This is a genomic window from Jatrophihabitans sp. (assembly GCF_046262535.1).
GTDB lineage: Bacteria > Actinomycetota > Actinomycetes > Mycobacteriales > Jatrophihabitantaceae > Jatrophihabitans.
In genome coordinates, this window is the sequence record NZ_JBHEMO010000089.1 from 1 (window position 1) to 17,452 (window position 17,452).

Consider the following 17,452-nt stretch of genomic DNA (forward strand, 5'->3'; position numbering starts at 1 on the left):
AAGCGCGCCTACCGGGTGATCGACTTCCGTCGCCACGACAAGGACGGCGTGCCGGCGAAGGTCGCGCACATCGAGTACGACCCGAACCGCACCGCGCGCATCGCGCTGCTGCACTACGCCGACGGCGAGAAGCGCTACATCCTCGCGCCGCGGCTGCTGAAGCAGGGCGACCGGATCGAGAACGGCCCGAGCGCCGACATCAAGCCGGGCAACTCCCTGCCGCTGCGCAACATCCCGGTCGGTACGGTCGTGCACGCCATCGAGTTGCGCCCGGGTGGCGGGGCGAAGATCGCCCGCTCGGCCGGCGCCAGCGTCCAGCTCGTCGCCAAGGAAGGCGCGTTCGCCCAGCTGCGGATGCCGTCCGGCGAGATCCGCAACGTCGACGTGCGCTGTCGCGCCACCGTCGGCGAGGTCGGAAACGCCGAGCAGTCGAACATCAACTGGGGCAAGGCCGGCCGTATGCGCTGGAAGGGCAAGCGCCCGACCGTCCGCGGTGTCGCCATGAACCCGGTCGACCACCCGCACGGTGGCGGTGAGGGCAAGACGTCCGGTGGTCGCCACCCGGTGAACCCGAACGGCAAGCCCGAGGGCCGCACCCGGCGCCGCAAGGCCAGTGACCAGCTGATCGTCCGCCGTCGTCGTACGAACAAGAAGCGCTGAGGGGTCTAGGAAATGCCACGCAGTTTGAAGAAGGGCCCGTTCATCGACGACCACCTGCTCAAGAAGGTGGACGCGCAGAACGACGCCGGCAGCAAGAACGTGATCAAGACGTGGTCGCGTCGCTCGACGATCATCCCCGACATGCTCGGGCACACGATCGCCGTGCACGACGGCCGCAAGCACGTTCCCGTGTTCGTCACCGAGGGCATGGTCGGGCACAAGCTCGGCGAGTTCGCGCCGACGCGCACGTTCAAGGGCCACATCCGCGACGACCGCCGGTCGCGGCGCGGCTGAGTAGGGAATCGAGATGACTGAACCAGAGGTGCGGACCGCGTTCGCCAAGGCATCGCACGTGCGGGTCACGCCGATGAAGGCACGTCGCGTCATCGACCTGATCCGCGACATGCGGGCCAGCGAGGCCCTGTCGGTGCTGAAGTTCGCGCCGCAGGCGGCGAGCGAGCCGGTCGCCAAGGTGCTGGCCAGCGCGATCGCCAACGCCGAGCACAACTTCCAGCTCGACCCGGACTCGCTGATCGTCTCGCGGGCCTACGTGGACGAGGGCCCGACGCTCAAGCGGTTCCGTCCGCGGGCCCAGGGCCGCGCGTACACGATCCGCAAGCGCACGAGCCACATCACCATCGAGGTCGAGAGCGTCGACACACCGAGCAAGCAGAAGGGACGTAACCGCTGATGGGTCAGAAGGTAAACCCGAACGGGTTCCGTCTCGGCATCTCCACGGACTGGAAGAGCCGCTGGTTCGCCGACAAGCAGTACGCGGAGTACGTGAAGGAAGACGTCGCGATCCGCCGTCTCATGTCCAAGGGCATGGAGCGGGCCGGCATCGCCAAGGTCGAGATCGAGCGCACCCGCGACCGCGTCCGCGTCGACATCCACACCGCTCGTCCGGGCATCGTCATCGGCCGCCGCGGCGCCGAGGCCGACCGCATCCGCGGCGAGCTGGAGAAGCTGACCGGCAAGCAGGTGCAGCTGAACATCCTCGAGGTCAAGAACCCCGAGGGCGACGCCCAGCTCGTCGCCCAGGGCGTGGCCGAGCAGCTGTCCAACCGCGTCAGCTTCCGCCGCGCCATGCGCAAGAGCATGCAGTCGACGCTGAAGAGCCCGGGCGTCAAGGGGATCCGGGTGCAGTGCGCCGGCCGCCTCGGAGGCGCGGAGATGTCGCGCTCGGAGTTCTACCGCGAGGGACGCGTGCCCCTGCACACCCTCCGCGCGAACATCGACTACGGCTTCTACGAGGCCCGCACCACCTTCGGCCGCATCGGTGTGAAGGTCTGGATCTACAAGGGCGAGGTGCCGACCGGTTCGCGCGCCGAGCGTGAGGCCGCGGCCGCCGCCGAGGCACTGCGCCAGCGTCGGGACCGTCCGGCCGGCGCCCAGCGTCCGCGCCGGTCCGGCTCGCAGGGCACCACCGGGGTCAGCACCGACGCAGGTCGGGCCGCTTCCGGTGAAGGCTCGGTCGCCGAGGCGCCCGTGTCCGAGGTTGTCGACGCCCCCGTTGTCGAGGCGCCCGTCGCCGAGGCGCCGATCGTGGGCAAGGAGCCCGACGTGGCTCCCGCCAACGGCATCGCCGACGTCGTCGCCCCGGAGCCCGCCGCTGTGGCGCGCGAGGTCCAGGAGTCATCGATCACCTCCGCCGCCGACGCCGACGCCGACATCGCCGCCGAGGCGCCGTCGTCGATCACCGCGCCGGAGTCCGTGATCACCGCAGAGACAGAGGGCGAGCCCACGGGCGCGTCCGAGACGGAGAGCTGAGTCATGCTCATCCCCCGCAGGGTCAAGCACCGCAAGCAGCACCACCCGAGCCGCAGTGGCATGGCCACTGGCGGCACGAAGGTGTCCTTCGGTGAGTACGGCATCCAGGCGCTGGAGCCGGCGTACGTGACGAACCGGCAGATCGAGTCGGCGCGTATCGCCATCAACCGGCGCATCCGCCGTGGCGGCAAGGTGTGGATCAACATCTACCCCGACCGTCCGCTCACCAAGAAGCCGGCCGAGACCCGCATGGGTTCCGGTAAGGGCTCGCCGGAGTGGTGGATCGCCAACGTCAAGCCCGGACGCGTGTTGTTCGAGCTGTCGTTCCCGAACGAGGTCGTCGCCCGCGAGGCGCTGACCCGCGCGATCCACAAGCTCCCGATGAAGTGCCGCATCGTCACTCGGGAAGGTGATGTCTGATGGCAACCACGACCGCCGAGCTTCGTGAGCTGCACGACGAGGAGCTCGAGACCCGGCTGCGCGAGTCCAAGGAAGAGCTGTTCAACCTGCGCTTCCAGATGGCCACCGGGCAGCTGGACAACAACCGGCGACTGCGCGCCGTCCGCCACGACATCGCGCGGATCTACACGATCCTGCACGAGCGTGAGCTCGGACTGTCGGTCGCCCCTGAGCAGACCACCAGTGAGGGTGTTACCGCATGACCGAATCAACCGAGACCGTGGAGGGCCGCGACTCGCACCGCAAGGTACGCGAGGGCCTCGTGGTCAGCGACAAGATGCAGAAGACCGTGGTGGTCGAGGTCGAGGACCGCGTCAAGCACAAGCTGTACGGCAAGGTCCTGCGCCGCACGACCAAGCTCAAGGCGCACGACGAGTCCGACGAGATCGGCATCGGTGACCGCGTCCTCATCATGGAGACCCGGCCGCTGTCCGCGACCAAGCGCTGGCGCGTGGTCGAGGTCATCGAGAAGGCCAAGTAAGTACTCAGTACGCGCAGTTTCGGGCCGTACGCAACGTTCAGGAGTAGGCAGTGATTCAGCAGGAGTCGCGACTTCGGGTCGCCGACAACACCGGGGCCAAGGAGATCTTGTGCATCCGGGTGATGGGCGGCTCGGGGCGTCGTTACGCCGGGATCGGCGACATCATCGTCGCGACCGTCAAGGACGCGCTGCCCGGTGCCGGGGTGAAGAAGGGTGATGTCGTCAAGGCGGTCATCGTTCGCACCGTCAAGGAGCGCCGCCGCCCGGACGGCAGCTACATCCGCTTCGACGAGAACGCGGCCGTGCTCATCAAGGCAGACGGTGAGCCGCGCGGGACCCGCATCTTCGGCCCCGTAGGCCGTGAGCTGCGCGACAAGCGATTCATGAAGATCATCTCTCTCGCACCCGAGGTTCTGTGATGAAGGTCAAAAAGGGCGACGAGGTCGTCGTCATCGCCGGCAAGGACCGCGGCGTCAAGGGCAAGGTCATCGCGGCCGATCCCGTGACGAACAAGGTCGTCGTCGAGGGCATCAACCGCGTCAAGAAGCACACCCGCATCACCACCACGCAGCGCGGTGCGAAGGCCGGCGGCATCGAGCACATCGAGGCCCCGATCAGCGCCAGCAACGTCATGGTGATCGACAGTGAGGGCAAGGCAACTCGCGTCGGCTACCGGCGTGACGACGAGAGCGGGCGCAACGTGCGTACGTCGCGCCGCTCCGGGAAGGACCTGTCATGAGCGCACCCGCCACCGAGGTGCCGACCCCCCGGCTGAAGACGCGCTACCGCGAGGAGATCGTGCCGGCGTTGACCGAGCAGTTCTCCTTCGGCAACCCGATGCAGGTTCCTGGCCTCGTCAAGATCGTCGTCAACATGGGCGTCGGGCAGGCGGCCAAGGACAGCAAGCTGATGGACGGCGCGGTTCGCGACCTCACGCTGATCACCGGTCAGAAGCCGCTGGTCCAGAAGGCCCGCAAGTCGATCGCGCAGTTCAAGCTGCGCGAGGGCATGCCGATCGGCGCGAAGGTCACCCTGCGCGGCGACCGCATGTGGGAGTTCCTCGACCGCGTGCTCTCGCTGGCCCTGCCCCGCATCCGCGACTTCCGCGGGCTGTCCGACCGCCAGTTCGACGGCAACGGCAACTACACGTTCGGCCTCACCGAGCAGTCGATGTTCCACGAGATCGACCCCGACTCGATCGACCGGCCGCGCGGCATGGACATCACCGTGGTCACGTCCGCGGCGAACGACGACGAGGGACGCGCGCTGCTTCGGGCGCTCGGCTTCCCGTTCAAGGAGAACTCGTAATGGCAAAGACGGCTCTGGTTCAGAAGGCCGCGGGCAAGCCCAAGTTCAAGGTGCGCGGTTACAGCCGCTGCCAGCGGTGCGGCCGTTCGCAAGCCGTGTACCGCAAGTTCGGCCTGTGCCGCATCTGCCTGCGCGAGATGGCGCACGCAGGCGAGCTGCCGGGCGTCACCAAGTCGTCCTGGTAATCAACCTTCGCCGAAGGCCCTGCGGGGAACCACGGCGAGAAAGAAGTAGCTCATGACTATGACCGACCCGATTGCCGACATGCTCACGCGTGTGCGCAACGCCAACACGGCGTTTCACGACACCGTCGAGATGCCGCATTCCAAGCTCAAGGGGCACATAGCCGAGATCCTCAAGCAGGAGGGGTACATCGCCGGCTTCAAGGTCGCCGATGCTCCTGAGGGTCAGATCGGCCGCGTGCTGACCATCGACCTGAAGTACGGGCCGAACCGTGAGCGCAGCATCGCCGGCGTGCGCCGCGTGTCCAAGCCCGGTCTGCGCGTGTACGCGAAGGCCACCGGCATGCCCCGGGTCCTCGGCGGCCTGGGCGTCGCGATCATCTCGACGTCCACCGGCCTGCTCACCGACCGTCAGGCAACCAAGCGCGGAGTAGGCGGAGAAGTTCTCGCCTACGTCTGGTGAGAGGAGGACGCAGACCATGAGCCGAATCGGAAAGCTTCCCGTTCCCGTCCCCTCGGGCGTGGACATCACCATCGACGGGCAGAACGTCACGGTGAAGGGCCCGAAGGGGACCCTGACCCACGTCGTCGCCGAGCCGATCACCGTCAACCGGGCCGAGGACGGCACGATCGCCGTCGTCCGCCCCGACGACGAGCGTGAGTCCAAGTCCCTGCACGGCCTGTCCCGCACGCTGATCTCCAACATGGTGGTCGGCGTGACGACGGGCTACACCAAGACCCTCGAAATCGTCGGCACCGGTTACCGCGTGGTGGCCAAGGGCAGCGACCTCGAGTTCGCCCTCGGTTTCTCGCACCCGGTGCTGGTGCCCGCTCCGGACGGCATCACCTTCCGCGTCGAGGCGCCGACCCGGTTCGCGGTCGAGGGTATCGACAAGCAGCAGGTCGGCGAGGTCGCCGCGAAGATCCGCAAGCTGCGCAAGCCCGACCCGTACAAGGGCAAGGGCGTGCGGTACCAGGGCGAAGTCATTCGTCGTAAGGCTGGAAAGGCCGGTAAGAAGTAATGAATGACGTCATTCGTCCCGGTCTCACAAAAGCTGGAAAGGCCGGTAAGAAGTAATGGGCGCATCCACGATTGCCAAGCAGGCCAAGCGTTCGGCCGGTATCTCGGCCACGCGCCGGGTCGCCAAGTCCCGCAGGCACTTCCGCCTGCGCAAGAAGGTCGTCGGATCGGCCGAGCGTCCGCGTCTGGTCGTCAGCCGCTCGTCGCGCCACCTGTTCGCCCAGCTCGTCGACGACGCCAACGGCGTCACCGTCGCGTCCGGGTCGACGTTCAAGCTGGCCGACGGCGACAAGACGGCCAAGGCCAAGCAGCTCGGCGCAACGTTGGCCGACGCCGCGAAGGCAGCCGGCGTGACCAAGGTGGTCTTCGACCGCGGCGGCAACACCTACACCGGCCGGATCGCGGCGTTCGCCGACGCGGCCCGCGAAGCCGGATTGGAATTCTGATGAGTCTCGCAACCGAAGGAAGTATCTGATGCCCGGACCACAGCGGGGCGCCCGCACGGGCGGCAATGAGCAGGGTGGCCAGCGCAACGAGCGTGGGGGCGGTCGTGACCGCCGCGACGGCGGTCGCGGTGGCAACGCTCCCGAGAAAAGCATGTACCTCGAGCGTGTCGTCGCCATCAACCGCGTCGCCAAGGTCGTGAAGGGTGGCCGTCGCTTCAGCTTCACCGCTCTCGTCGTCGTCGGCGACGGTGACGGCACGGTGGGCGTCGGCTACGGCAAGGCCAAGGAGGTTCCGGCCGCCATCGCCAAGGGCGTCGAGGAAGCCAAGAAGAACTTCTTCAAGGTGCCGCGGATCCAGCAGACCATCCCGCACCCGATCCAGGGCGAGAAGGCGGCCGGCGTCGTGCTGCTCAAGCCGGCCAGCCCAGGTACCGGCGTCATCGCCGGTGGTCCGGTGCGCGCCGTGCTCGAGTGCGCCGGGATCCACGACATCCTGTCCAAGTCGCTGGGCTCGGACAACCCGATCAACATCGTGCACGCCACTGTGGCGGCCCTGAAGGGTCTCGTCCGTCCGGAAGAGGTCGCGGCCCGCCGCGGCCTGCCGCTCGAGGACGTCGCCCCCGCCGGCATGCTGCGTGCGCGCGCGGGGCAGGGGAGCTGATCCGACCATGGCTCGATTGAAGATCACCCAGACCAAGTCGGGCATCGGCTACAAGCAGAACCAGAAGGAGACGCTGCGCTCGCTGGGTCTCAAGCGGATGCACGACACCGTCGTCAAAGAGGACCGGCCGGAGATCCGCGGCATGGTCAAGACCGTCACGCACCTGGTGACGGTCGAGGAGGTCGACTGACATGACAGGTTTGAAGGTTCATCACCTGAAGCCCGCGCCGGGGGCGCACACCAAGAAGACCCGCGTGGGCCGCGGTGAGGGCGGCAAGCGCGGCAAGACCGCCGGCCGCGGCACCAAGGGCACCAAGGCCCGTTACCAGGTGTCGGTCGGGTTCGAGGGCGGCCAGATGCCGATCCACATGCGGCTGCCGAAGCTCAAGGGCTTCAAGAACCGCTTCCGGGTCGAGTACCAGGTCGTCAACGTCGCCATGCTGGCCAAGCTGTTCCCCGAGGGCGGGACGGTCGGCGTGTCCGAGCTCGTCGAGGCCGGCGCCGTCCGCAAGGGCGAGCCGGTGAAGGTCCTGGGCAACGGCGACCTCTCGGTCAAGCTCGACATCACGGCGAACGCGTTCTCCGGAGCCGCTCGCGAGAAGATCACCGCCGCCGGCGGATCGGTCACCCAGCTCTGATTTCGTACGCGCACCGGGCTTGCCGAAATGCGGATCGGTATCGGTCCGCCCGACGGGAGCCCGGTGCGCGGACGCATAATGGGGCGCGACCAGGCGACTGTTAGCCTGGCTGCACCCGGCATACCGGCATTCGCGTGCCTCGCCAGGTCCAAATCGAGCTCTGACGGTCCGGTATCCCGCACCGATACAAGTTCCGCCGCAGGAGGATTTACGTGCTGAGGGCGTTCGCATCGGCGTTTAGGACGCCCGACCTGCGCGTGAAGCTGCTGTTCACGCTCGCGATGATCGCGCTCTACCGCCTCGGCGCGTCCATCCCCACGCCGAACACCAATACCAGCGCCATCAACGGCTGCATCGCGGCCGGTGCGAAGAACCACCCGAACATCTACTCGCTCATCAATCTCTTCTCCGGCGGCGCGCTGCTGAAGCTGTCCGTGTTCGCGCTCGGCATCATGCCCTACATCACGGCCAGCATCATCATCCAGCTGCTCGTGGTCGTCATCCCGCGCTTCGAGCAGCTGAAGAAGGAAGGCCAGTCCGGCCAGCAGAAGCTGACCCAGTACAGCCGGTACCTGACCATCGGGCTGGCGATCCTCCAGTCGACCGGCTTCATCGCCTTGGCCCGCTCCGGCCAGCTGTTCCCCGACTGTGGCAACACCTCGATCCTGTACCACCAGGACATGTGGACGCTGACCACAATGGTGCTCACGATGACAGCCGGTACCGGCGTCATCATGTGGCTCGGCGAGCTGATCACCGACCGCGGCGTCGGCAACGGCATGAGCGTGCTGATGTTCACCTCGATCGCGGCGCGTATCCCCAGCGAGGGACACGTCATCCTGCAGAACGCGGGCGTCTTCGTCTTCACGCTGATCTGCCTGCTGGGCCTGTCCATCATCATTGCGGTCGTCTTCGTCGAGCAGGCCCAGCGCCGTATCCCGGTGCAGTACGCCAAGCGGATGGTGGGCCGGCGGCAGTACGGGGGCACGTCCACCTATCTGCCGCTGAAGGTGAACCAGGCCGGCGTCATCCCGGTCATCTTCGCGTCCTCGCTGCTCTACATCCCGCAGCTGATCAGTCAGCTGACGAGCAACAACACCACGAGCAGCGGGTTCGCCCGTTGGGTGAACGCGTATCTGATCAACCAGCAGTCATGGGTGTACCTGACCACCTACTTCCTGCTCATCATCTTCTTCGCCTACTTCTACGTCGGCATCACGTTCGACCCGGTCGAGCGCGCCGATGACATGAAGAAGTACGGCGGGTTCATTCCTGGTATCCGGCCCGGCCGGCCGACCGCTGAGTACCTGCAGTTCGTGCTGTCGCGGATCACCCTGCCCGGCTCGCTGTACCTGGGCATCGTGGCCGTCCTGCCGAACTTCTTCTTCAGCATCACCAGCGGGAACAACCAGAACTTCCCGTTCGGCGGTACCGCTGTGCTGATCATGGTCGGCGTCGCCCTGGACACCGTGAAGCAGATCGAGAGCCAGCTGATGCAGCGCAACTACGAAGGATTCCTGCGCTGATCGCCGCTGGAATGCAGCACTGTGCCATCGCGACGAGAACCTTCGTCGCTGACGCGACGAGGAGGCGAGCCGCATGAGACTGGTCCTCGTGGGCCCGCCCGGCGCGGGCAAGGGCACCCAGGCGGTCTTCATCGCCGAGTGCTTCGAGATCCCGAAGATCTCGACCGGCGACATCTTCCGGGCGAACGTGTCCGGCGGGACCGAGCTGGGCCGGATGGCCAAGAAGTACATGGACGCCGGTGACCTGGTGCCCGACGAGGTCACCAACGCGATGGTCCGCGACCGGCTGGCCCAGCCGGACGCCAAGGACGGCTTCCTGCTCGACGGGTTTCCTCGCAACGTCGCCCAGGCCGGCGAGCTGGACGGGATCCTCAACGAACTCGGTGCCCCGCTGTCGGTCGTCCTCGACCTGGACGTGGACTTCGAAGAGGTCGTCAAGCGGCTCTCCGGCCGCCGGACGTGCAAGAAGTGCGGGCACGTCTGGCACCTGGAGTACGACGCACCCGCGGTGGCCGGGATCTGCGACAAGTGCGGCGGTGAGCTGTACCAGCGCGACGACGACAAGCCGGAGACCGTGCGGCACCGCCTCGATGTCTACGCCGAGCAGACGGCGCCCCTGATCGGCTTCTACCGCGACGCCGGCAAGCTCGTCGCGATCGACGCCCTGGGCGCGGTCGAGGATGTCACCGAGCGCGCCATCGCCGCGCTCACCCCCTACGCCGACGCGTGATGCGGGGCATGCCGGAGCGCATCCAGCTCAAGACGCCGGAACAGATCGCCTCGATGCGCTCGGCCGGCCTGGTCGTGGCTCAAGCCCTGTCGGCGATGCGCGCCGCGGTGGCCCCTGGGGTGACGACTGCCGATCTCGACGCCGTCGCGCGGCAGGTTCTGCGCGACGCGGGCGCGACATCCTCGTTCCTGGGCTACCACGGCTATCCCGCCGTCATCTGCGCCTCGGTGAACGACCGGGTCGTCCACGGCATTCCGTCCGACACCGAGAAGCTGGCCGAGGGTGACCTCATCTCCATCGACTTCGGCGCCGTCGTCGACGGGTGGCACGGCGATTCGGCGATCTCGGTGCCGGTCGGACCCGTCGCCCCGGAGGTCGCGGCGCTGTCCGCGGCCTGCGAGGCGTCGATGTGGGACGGCCTCGCCGCGGCGCGGGCCGGCGGGCGGCTCACCGACATCTCCCACGCGGTGGAGACCTCGATCCGCGCGGCCGGGCCATACGGCATCGTCGCCGGTTACGGCGGACACGGCATCGGGTCGGAGATGCACATGGCCCCGCACATCCTGAACTACGGACGGCCGGGCAAGGGCCCGCGCCTGGCGCCGGGCATGGCCTTGGCGATCGAGCCGATGGTCACCCTGGGCTCGCGGGCGACTGAAGAACTGGACGACGGCTGGACCGTCGTCACCGTCGACGGCATGTGGGCCGCGCACTGGGAGCACACGGTGGCGATCCTGGACGACGGTCCGTGGGTGCTGACCGCAGAAGACGGCGGCCGGGCGCAGCTGGCCGCCCGCGGAGTTGACCTGTCGGCCCAAGCCGCCTGACCGGGACCGGCCCGCTCTTCCCGCCTGGTGTGGTTGAAAATCGGCCGCGAAATCAACCACGACAGGTGGGAAGGCAGTCAGTCGTAGGTGACCGTCTTCAGCACCTTCGCGGGGGCGCCGGCGGCCACGGAGAATTCCGGGATGTCCTCGGTGACCACCGAGTTGGCGCCGATCACCGCGCGCCGTCCGATGGTGACGCCACTGGTCACCACCACGTTCGCACCCAGCCACACGTTGTCACCGATCGTCACCGGCCCCTTGGACGTGAACCCCTGCCACGGAACCGGCAGTTCCGGATCGTCGAAGCGGTGATTGCCGTCGGTGATCAGGCAGCCGTTGGCCAGCATGCACTGCTCGCCGATCGTCACCGCGTCGATCGCCGCCACCATGACGTTGAGGTTCATCAACGTCCCGCCCCCGATCGAGATCCGCCCGGTGTCCGACGTCAGCCACACTCCAGGCTCGAAATAGGCCTGCGGGCCGATCTCCAGCCGTCCCTCGAGCAGCATCTGCAGCACGTTGCCGTGCATGGCGCCCCGGGCGAACGCCTGGCGCCGGGCGAGTTCGGCGTGCAGCCGCACGATGTTCCACGGCCGGCGGCCGCGCTGATACCAGCGCCACTTCTGCAACCACAGTTTCGCGTCGGCGGCGGTCGGCAACGGGCCGCGCGCCACCGTCTGATTCGTCCGGTCGGAATTCATCTCGCCGCCTACCGCGGCCGAAGCTGCGTCGACGCCGGTGGCACCGCATCCAGTGCCTGGTCGGCGGTGGTGGCCACGTTCTCCGACACGGTCACCGGCGTCGCGGTGGCCGGCGGGGTGACGCTGTCGAAGCACCGGGCGACGTAGCGGCCGTAGGGGTCCGAGAAGCACACCGTGTACGTGCCCGGCGCCAAGGCCGTCGTCGTGTACGTGCCGTCATCCGCGGTGGTCGTCAGATCTCCGTCGACGTCCTGGCCGGTGACGTGGACGGTGACGTTGGCCGCCGCGCTGCCCCCGGAGGTGACGGTGCCAGTGATGACCCCGTTCGCGATCAGCGTTTCGTTGGCGACCGTCCAGCCGGCCGAGACGACGACGTCGTGGCACTGGTTGCCGGCGTACCCGTAGGGAGCCGGCGCGCCCCCGGTCGTCGAGAAGTCGGCGCCGACGCACAACGCGTAGGTGCCGGGCCGCAACCCGATCATCGAGTAGCTGCCGGAGCTGTCAGTGGTCGCGAAAGAGCCAACGACGGAGTTACTCGTGAGGGACAGGTTGACGTTCGTGAGCGGGTGCCCCGTGGAGTCCTTCACGACTCCGTGCACGCCGCCCGCGATCGGCACCTGGCCGTCGATCGTCGTAGTGGACCCAGCGGTGACATCGACCGGCGTACCCGGATCGCCGGGTGCAACCCCGTCGTAACAGGAGGGCAGGTGCCCGGGTTGGTCGGTCCCGTCATTAACCGGCTCGAAACAGACCGTGTACGTGCCGGACGGCAGCCCGCCCAGCTTGTACGTTCCGTCGGCCGCGGTCACCGTGTTCCCGCCGCGGGGTCCGGTCGCCAAGGAGACGTAGAGTCCCGCGACGGGCGCGCCGTCGGAATCGGTCACCGTGCCGGATATGGCGCCGCCCGCCGGCAGCTTCGCGTCGGCGACACTCAGATGGTTGCTCGTCACGGCGACCGGATCGGGCGTTCCTGACGTCGGCTGGTCGTGGAAGCACTGGCCGAGATATCCGCTGGTCGAGCTACCGCCCAGGTCCCCGGTATCGGAGGGCGGGTAGAAGCACACGGTATAGCTCCGCGGATACAGGTCCGTGAACTCATACGTCCCGTCACTCGCCGTATCCACGGTCCCCGAGCCGATGTCCACCGAGACGCCCTTCAGCGGATGACCGCTGACGTCGGTGACCTTGCCGGAGATTGCCCCCGCAGCGGTCAGCACGACGGAGGCGCCGGTCGTGGTCTGACCGGCGACCACGGTCACGGTGCCCGGCCGGCACGTGTAGACGTAGCCGTACTGGGCCGCGCCACCGACGTAGCCATGGTCGACCTCAGCGCAGACCGTGTAGTCCTGGCCGGGCAAGCGATCGATCCGGTAGGTGCCGTCAGCGCGCGTCGTGGCGCTCCAGTCGGCGACCGGATCAGGCCCCTGGATCTGGACCTCGACGCCGCCGAGCGGGTTCCCCTGCGCGTCCCTGACGGAGCCGGTGAGTGCGCCCGCCGCGGGCAGGGTCTCGTCGGACAGGGACCTGATCTGGCCTGCCGTCAGCGCGACCGTGGCGATTCCGGACGGAGCGTTCGAGCTGGTGACGGTCACGTTCTTGTAGCAGCGGTCGAGATACCCGGTGGGCGGCCCGCTGGCGACGGCTGATCCCTTGAAACAGATCTGCGTCGACGAGTTCGGGTCCAGGAGCCGGATCGTGTACCGGCCGAGCGCGTCGGTCACCGCCAGCGCCCCGTTGGAGAAGGATGCGCCACAGCACGTCCGGTAGACCGGCACTCCTGCCACTGGGTGTCCCGCGCCGTCCGTGACCCGGCCGCTGACACCGCCCGCGCCGGGCAGTGGGAACGAGACGCCGGTGATCAACGAGCCGGGGCCTGACGAGGTGGCTGGATCGCTACAGGAGTCGAGGTAGCCGGCTGCACTGTTCCCACCGCTCGCCCCGCCCGAGTCGTGCCCGCACACGGTGTATTGGTCGCCGGACGGGATGTCGTCCAGGCCGCGCAGCGTGTAGCTGCCGTCAGCCGCCGTCGTGGCGGCGGCATCCTGGCCGTCGGGAGAACCGACGCGCACGTCGACACCCTTGAGCGGATGTCCGGAGCTGTCGGTGATCTTGCCGGTGACGGCCTCGGCCGCGCTCAGGTGGCCGTCGATGCCGGTCGTGGTCTGGGACGCGCTGACGCTGACCGGATCGCTCGAGCCGACTGCCTGCATGTAGCACTGGTTGGAGTAGCCGTACTTGCCGATCCCTCCGGTCGCCTGGTGGGCGCCGAAGCAGATGGCGTTGTCGCCGGACGCGGGGAGACCCGCGACCACGTACCTGCCATCGGCCCCGGTCAGTGCGATCGGCGACGCGTAGTCGGCGTAGCCGGCCTGGCTGAGGTTCACGACGACGCCGGCTACCGGAGAGCCGTCGCGGTCGACCGTCCTGCCGGTGACCGCGCCGAGCGTGCCGTCGCCGTAGAAACCCACCACGTCGACGACGACCTGCGTGGATCCGGTTGACCCGTTGAAGACGGTGATCGAACCGTCGGCGCCCAGGGGTACGACGACCAATCCCGTGACGTTGCGAGCGGCGGCGAAGTTCAGGCTGGAGGCGACCGGCCGGCTGTCCCCGCTCGGATACACGGTCAGGTAACCGGGCGCGGCCACTGCGGTGACGCTGACGTTGAGAACCAGTGCCTGCGCGCCACCGGGAAGGAAGGCACTGCCGGTGAGGGCGACGTTCCGGCTGTGCCGGCCCGCCAGCGGGCCGCCCCCGTTGGCCGGGGTCAGCGTCCTCGAGTCGTAGAAGCGGAACGGCACCCGCGGCACATACATGCCGCTGTCGAGTGCGGCACCGTCGCGGTAGTAGCCGGCGACGTCTGCGACCACCTGGGTCGAGCCCGACGATCCGTTGTAGATGGCGACTGACCCGTTGAGGCCCACCGAGGCGACGACGAGGTTCGCGATCGTCTGGCTGGGTGTGAAGCTGATCGTCGAGGCCGCCGGTCGCGGTGCGCCGCGCGGATAGACGCTGAGGTAGCCGCCGGCCCTCTGGCCGATGACGGTCACTGTGAGGACGACTGCCGAGACCCCGGTGGCGGGAACTCCGCCGACGCCGGTGACCTTCGCGGTCAAGGTCGACCTCGGACCCACCGCCTGTGCCGCGGCTCCCGTTCCGGTGCGCGTGTCCAGCACCCGCGTTGCCGGCAGGGGTTGGAAAGCGCCCGGCGCCGTGGCGGTTCCCGAGCGGAAATAGCCCGAGACGTCGGCCACGAGTTCGACGTTGCCGGCCGAGGAGTTGTAGAGGTCGATGCGTCCCCCGCTACCGATCTTGACGACCGCGGCGTTGGAGGTCCACTCGCCCGCGGGGAAGGCGACGTTCACCGTGGCCGGACGCGAGGTGCCGTACGCGTAAGCCGTGACGTAACCGCCGAAGGAGGGGGCGCGCACCGCAATCCGCAGTTCGACCGCGCACACGCCGGTGCTGGGCACGCCGCCTCGGCCGGTGATCTGGACGCCGAGGGCCGCGCGAGCAGACACGGCAGCGCGAGGAGCCCCGAGACCCGTCCGCGTATCCAGGACCCGGGTCGGCGCCAGCGCGACGAACGCGCCCGGAGAAGTCGTGGTCGCAACGGCCGGGCCGGCCAGCTGCGGGGCCGTCACGACGAATCCGGCGCCGGCGAGTGCGGCCACGACTGCAAAGAACGATCTCATCGTGCTCCCCGAGCGGGCGGCCCGGTTGCCGCGCTCGCGAAGAATAGGGGGTGGCGCCCGAATCGGCCAGATCGACCCAATGGAGAGGCGGCGGTGGCGTTCGCCGCCCGCGACTACCTGGCTAGGCTGGGCCGCTGGCGCAAACCGGACGGAGGCGCGGTCGGTGAAGCGGGTGATCCCAGGGTTGGCGGTCTGGTGAGCGGGCGGGCGATGCCGCGCCACGCCGCCGCCGCGCTGCTGGCCATCTCGGTCGTCGGAAGCGGCTGCAGCACCACCATGGCCGGTCACCCGTCCTCGGCGGCCTACCGGGCGCGAGCGACCTGCGCCGGCCAGGCAGCGTCGGCGACGGCCGGCGACTTCTTCGCCGTCCCACCGTCGGTCGCCGACGTACGGACGGCGATGGCCGAGAAGTATTCCCCTGTGGCCGGCGCCCAGATCACGAAACACGACATGCGGGTCTACTTCGGCAGCGGCGTCCTGCTCGTCGCTCACGCGTGCGGCGACCCAGTGACGGCGATCACCATGGACCTGAGCTCATCGCGACCCGGGTTCGGCCAATGGGCCCACGTCTTCGCGTTCTCGCTCGGCGAGGACATCGTTCCCGCCGACGCCCGGCAGGACGCCGCGGCGAACCAATTGATGCCGATCGTCGACCGGGTCGTCGAGCGCGCCGGCAGCGGCACGGCCCACATCCAATCGGTCACGGTGCGCGTTCGGGGCCGCCCCGGCCACGTCGGTTTCCTGATCACCGGCCCGTGAGGCGATTGGCCGGGCCGTTTTTGTCCCTGGCCGAATACCTAGGTAGACTGGACCGCTGGCGCACGCCGCCCTTTTCTGCTGGACATTTTCCAGCCCGCTGTGGCCGCGGAACGGAAATCAGGGCCCTCACGGTCAGCGCTGCCGAGCAGTACGAAGTCACCGAAATGCGGAGGATATGCCCAAGAAAGACGGGGCCATCGAGGTCGAAGGCCGCGTGGTCGAACCCCTGCCCAATGCGATGTTCCGGGTGGAACTGAGCAACGGGCACAAGGTGCTCGCCCACATCAGCGGCAAGATGCGTCAGCACTACATCCGGATCCTCCCCGAGGATCGCGTCGTTGTGGAGCTCTCGCCCTACGACCTCACCCGTGGACGCATCGTCTACCGCTACAAGTGACGCTCCGGCCAGCCGGCGCCACCACTCGTTCCGCATCCGTTTCAGTAACCAGGAAGGCAGGGCCGTGAAGGTCAAGCCGAGCGTCAAGCCGATCTGCGACAAGTGCAAGGTCATCCGTCGCCACGGTCGGGTCATGGTCATCTGCGAGAACCTGCGCCACAAGCAGCGCCAGGGCTGATTTCGCAGTAGCACCACCTACGCGCACACCACCTCCCGTCCGCACACGGACGGGAACCACCTCCGGACGAAGGCCGGAGCCCACACCCGGGCGGGTGCGGGAACGGGTGCGCACCACACCTTCGACGAGAGAAACCAGGAGAACCGCCCGTATGGCACGTCTTGCCGGCGTCGACCTCCCCCGCGAAAAGCGGCTGGAGATCGCGCTCACCTACATCTTCGGCGTGGGCCGCACCCGCGCGAAGCAGACTCTGGACGCCACCGGCATCAGCCCGGATCTCCGCGTCCGTGACCTCACCGACGACGACGTCGTCAAGCTGCGCGACCACATCGACGCCAACTACCGCGTCGAGGGTGACCTCCGGCGCGAGGTTGCCGCCGACATCCGTCGCAAGATCGAGATCGGCTCCTACCAGGGCATCCGGCACCGCCGCGGCCTGCCTGTGCACGGCCAGCGCACCAAGACCAACGCCCGCACCCGCAAGGGCCCGAAGAAGACCATCGCGGGCAAGAAGAAGGCAGGTAAGAAGTAATGCCGGCTCAGGCGCGCAAGGCGGGCGCGAAGAAGGTCCGCCGCAAGGAAAAGAAGAACGTCACCCACGGGCACGCCCACATCAAGAGCACGTTCAACAACACGATCGTGTCCATCACCGACCCGCAGGGCAACGTGATCAGCTGGGCGTCGGCCGGTCACGTCGGCTTCAAGGGCTCGCGCAAGTCGACCCCGTTCGCGGCGCAGATGGCCGCCGAGAGCTGTGCCCGCAAGGCGCAGGAGCACGGCATGAAGAAGGTCGACGTCTTCGTCAAGGGCCCGGGTTCGGGCCGCGAGACCGCGATCCGCTCACTGCAGGCGACCGGCCTGGAGGTCGGCACCATCTCCGACGTCACCCCCCAGCCCCACAACGGCTGCCGTCCCCCGAAGCGCCGGAGGGTTTGATCCATGGCTCGTTACACCGGTCCCGCCACGCGCATCTCGCGCCGGCTCAACGTCGACCTGGTCGGCGGTGACAGCTC

Annotated in this window: 26 protein-coding genes and 2 pseudogenes; 26 read left to right on the forward strand and 2 right to left on the reverse strand. The window is 68.1% G+C overall.

The window, feature by feature from the left end; genetic code table 11:
- The 20 genes and pseudogenes from rplB to map all read left to right on the forward strand — a co-directional run.
- Positions 1 to 660 (forward strand): 50S ribosomal protein L2 (gene rplB / locus ABR571_RS12905; RefSeq protein ID WP_409453615.1); only part of this gene is annotated, 660 nt, incomplete at its 5' end.
- A gap of 12 nt (positions 661 to 672) precedes the next feature.
- Positions 673 to 954 carry a 30S ribosomal protein S19 gene (gene rpsS / locus ABR571_RS12910; RefSeq protein ID WP_409453616.1) on the forward strand — a complete coding sequence of 94 codons (282 nt, stop codon included), beginning with the start codon at positions 673 to 675 and terminating at the stop codon, positions 952 to 954.
- A 13-nt stretch (positions 955 to 967) separates the two neighbouring features.
- Positions 968 to 1,351 (forward strand): 50S ribosomal protein L22, encoded by a 384-nt coding sequence (rplV, locus tag ABR571_RS12915; protein ID WP_409453617.1) that lies wholly within the window; start codon positions 968 to 970, stop codon positions 1,349 to 1,351.
- A pseudogene (rpsC, locus tag ABR571_RS12920) lies at positions 1,351 to 2,145 on the forward strand (30S ribosomal protein S3); the annotation flags it as partial. The gene rplV and the pseudogene rpsC, both read left to right, overlap by 1 nt.
- Before the next feature lie 288 nt (positions 2,146 to 2,433).
- Positions 2,434 to 2,850, forward strand: a complete 417-nt coding sequence (rplP, locus tag ABR571_RS12925; protein WP_409453618.1) for a 50S ribosomal protein L16 — start codon at positions 2,434 to 2,436, stop codon at positions 2,848 to 2,850.
- The gene (rpmC, locus tag ABR571_RS12930; protein WP_409453619.1) at positions 2,850 to 3,092 is read left to right on the forward strand and encodes a 50S ribosomal protein L29; all 243 of its coding nucleotides are present in this window, start codon (positions 2,850 to 2,852) and stop codon (positions 3,090 to 3,092) included. The genes rplP and rpmC overlap by 1 nt, the downstream gene beginning before the upstream one ends.
- Positions 3,089 to 3,370 (forward strand): 30S ribosomal protein S17, encoded by a 282-nt coding sequence (gene rpsQ / locus ABR571_RS12935; RefSeq protein ID WP_409453620.1) that lies wholly within the window; start codon positions 3,089 to 3,091, stop codon positions 3,368 to 3,370. Before rpmC ends, rpsQ begins: the two co-directional genes overlap by 4 nt.
- A gap of 50 nt (positions 3,371 to 3,420) precedes the next feature.
- Positions 3,421 to 3,789: a 50S ribosomal protein L14 gene (gene rplN / locus ABR571_RS12940; protein ID WP_327541683.1), complete on the forward strand. Its 369-nt coding sequence runs from the start codon at positions 3,421 to 3,423 to the stop codon at positions 3,787 to 3,789.
- Positions 3,789 to 4,109 carry a 50S ribosomal protein L24 gene (gene rplX / locus ABR571_RS12945; protein WP_409453621.1) on the forward strand — a complete coding sequence of 107 codons (321 nt, stop codon included), beginning with the start codon at positions 3,789 to 3,791 and terminating at the stop codon, positions 4,107 to 4,109. Before rplN ends, rplX begins: the two co-directional genes overlap by 1 nt.
- Positions 4,106 to 4,678, forward strand: coding sequence for a 50S ribosomal protein L5 (rplE, locus tag ABR571_RS12950; protein ID WP_409453622.1), 573 nt, complete (start codon positions 4,106 to 4,108; stop codon positions 4,676 to 4,678). The genes rplX and rplE overlap by 4 nt, the downstream gene beginning before the upstream one ends.
- The gene (locus tag ABR571_RS12955; RefSeq protein WP_409453623.1) at positions 4,678 to 4,863 is read left to right on the forward strand and encodes a type Z 30S ribosomal protein S14; all 186 of its coding nucleotides are present in this window, start codon (positions 4,678 to 4,680) and stop codon (positions 4,861 to 4,863) included. Before rplE ends, ABR571_RS12955 begins: the two co-directional genes overlap by 1 nt.
- 52 nt (positions 4,864 to 4,915) lie before the next feature.
- Entirely contained in the window at positions 4,916 to 5,323 is a 408-nt protein-coding gene (rpsH, locus tag ABR571_RS12960; protein WP_409453624.1) for a 30S ribosomal protein S8, read from the forward strand.
- A 16-nt stretch (positions 5,324 to 5,339) separates the two neighbouring features.
- Positions 5,340 to 5,882: a 50S ribosomal protein L6 gene (gene rplF, locus ABR571_RS12965; RefSeq protein WP_409453625.1), complete on the forward strand. Its 543-nt coding sequence runs from the start codon at positions 5,340 to 5,342 to the stop codon at positions 5,880 to 5,882.
- Between the two features lie 55 nt (positions 5,883 to 5,937).
- On the forward strand, positions 5,938 to 6,327 hold the full coding sequence (gene rplR / locus ABR571_RS12970; RefSeq protein WP_409453626.1) for a 50S ribosomal protein L18: 390 nt from the start codon (positions 5,938 to 5,940) through the stop codon (positions 6,325 to 6,327).
- 28 nt (positions 6,328 to 6,355) lie between these two features.
- On the forward strand, positions 6,356 to 6,988 hold the full coding sequence (rpsE, locus tag ABR571_RS12975) for a 30S ribosomal protein S5 (RefSeq protein WP_409453627.1): 633 nt from the start codon (positions 6,356 to 6,358) through the stop codon (positions 6,986 to 6,988).
- A gap of 7 nt (positions 6,989 to 6,995) precedes the next feature.
- Positions 6,996 to 7,178 (forward strand): 50S ribosomal protein L30, encoded by a 183-nt coding sequence (gene rpmD / locus ABR571_RS12980; RefSeq protein ID WP_409453628.1) that lies wholly within the window; start codon positions 6,996 to 6,998, stop codon positions 7,176 to 7,178.
- Position 7,179: 1 nt separating this feature from the next.
- Positions 7,180 to 7,626, forward strand: coding sequence for a 50S ribosomal protein L15 (gene rplO / locus ABR571_RS12985; RefSeq protein WP_409453629.1), 447 nt, complete (start codon positions 7,180 to 7,182; stop codon positions 7,624 to 7,626).
- Between the two features lie 212 nt (positions 7,627 to 7,838).
- The gene (gene secY / locus ABR571_RS12990; RefSeq protein ID WP_409453630.1) at positions 7,839 to 9,152 is read left to right on the forward strand and encodes a preprotein translocase subunit SecY; all 1,314 of its coding nucleotides are present in this window, start codon (positions 7,839 to 7,841) and stop codon (positions 9,150 to 9,152) included.
- Positions 9,153 to 9,225: 73 nt separating this feature from the next.
- On the forward strand, positions 9,226 to 9,882 hold the full coding sequence (locus ABR571_RS12995; protein WP_409453631.1) for an adenylate kinase: 657 nt from the start codon (positions 9,226 to 9,228) through the stop codon (positions 9,880 to 9,882).
- The gene (gene map, locus ABR571_RS13000; RefSeq protein ID WP_409453632.1) at positions 9,882 to 10,709 is read left to right on the forward strand and encodes a type I methionyl aminopeptidase; all 828 of its coding nucleotides are present in this window, start codon (positions 9,882 to 9,884) and stop codon (positions 10,707 to 10,709) included. The genes ABR571_RS12995 and map overlap by 1 nt, the downstream gene beginning before the upstream one ends.
- 77 nt (positions 10,710 to 10,786) lie before the next feature.
- On the opposite strand, the gene ABR571_RS13005 is transcribed toward map, so the two are convergent.
- Positions 10,787 to 11,410, reverse strand: coding sequence for an acyltransferase (locus ABR571_RS13005; protein WP_409453633.1), 624 nt, complete (start codon positions 11,408 to 11,410; stop codon positions 10,787 to 10,789).
- Positions 11,411 to 11,418: 8 nt separating this feature from the next.
- A complete protein-coding gene (locus ABR571_RS13010) occupies positions 11,419 to 15,105 on the reverse strand; it encodes a carboxypeptidase regulatory-like domain-containing protein (protein ID WP_409453634.1) in 3,687 nt (1,228 codons plus the stop codon).
- A 93-nt stretch (positions 15,106 to 15,198) separates the two neighbouring features.
- On the opposite strand from ABR571_RS13010, the gene ABR571_RS13015 reads away from it, so the two are divergent.
- From ABR571_RS13015 to ABR571_RS13040, 6 genes and pseudogenes are all read left to right on the forward strand, one after another.
- Entirely contained in the window at positions 15,199 to 15,864 is a 666-nt protein-coding gene (locus tag ABR571_RS13015; protein WP_409453635.1) for a hypothetical protein, read from the forward strand.
- A 175-nt stretch (positions 15,865 to 16,039) separates the two neighbouring features.
- The gene (gene infA, locus ABR571_RS13020) at positions 16,040 to 16,261 is read left to right on the forward strand and encodes a translation initiation factor IF-1 (RefSeq protein WP_091360043.1); all 222 of its coding nucleotides are present in this window, start codon (positions 16,040 to 16,042) and stop codon (positions 16,259 to 16,261) included.
- 64 nt (positions 16,262 to 16,325) lie between these two features.
- The gene (gene rpmJ / locus ABR571_RS13025) at positions 16,326 to 16,439 is read left to right on the forward strand and encodes a 50S ribosomal protein L36 (RefSeq protein WP_015883600.1); all 114 of its coding nucleotides are present in this window, start codon (positions 16,326 to 16,328) and stop codon (positions 16,437 to 16,439) included.
- Between the two features lie 151 nt (positions 16,440 to 16,590).
- Positions 16,591 to 16,971 carry a 30S ribosomal protein S13 gene (rpsM, locus tag ABR571_RS13030; RefSeq protein ID WP_409453636.1) on the forward strand — a complete coding sequence of 127 codons (381 nt, stop codon included), beginning with the start codon at positions 16,591 to 16,593 and terminating at the stop codon, positions 16,969 to 16,971.
- Positions 16,971 to 17,375: a 30S ribosomal protein S11 gene (gene rpsK / locus ABR571_RS13035; protein WP_409453637.1), complete on the forward strand. Its 405-nt coding sequence runs from the start codon at positions 16,971 to 16,973 to the stop codon at positions 17,373 to 17,375. Before rpsM ends, rpsK begins: the two co-directional genes overlap by 1 nt.
- Before the next feature lie 3 nt (positions 17,376 to 17,378).
- Positions 17,379 to 17,452, forward strand: a pseudogene (locus ABR571_RS13040) (30S ribosomal protein S4); the annotation flags it as partial.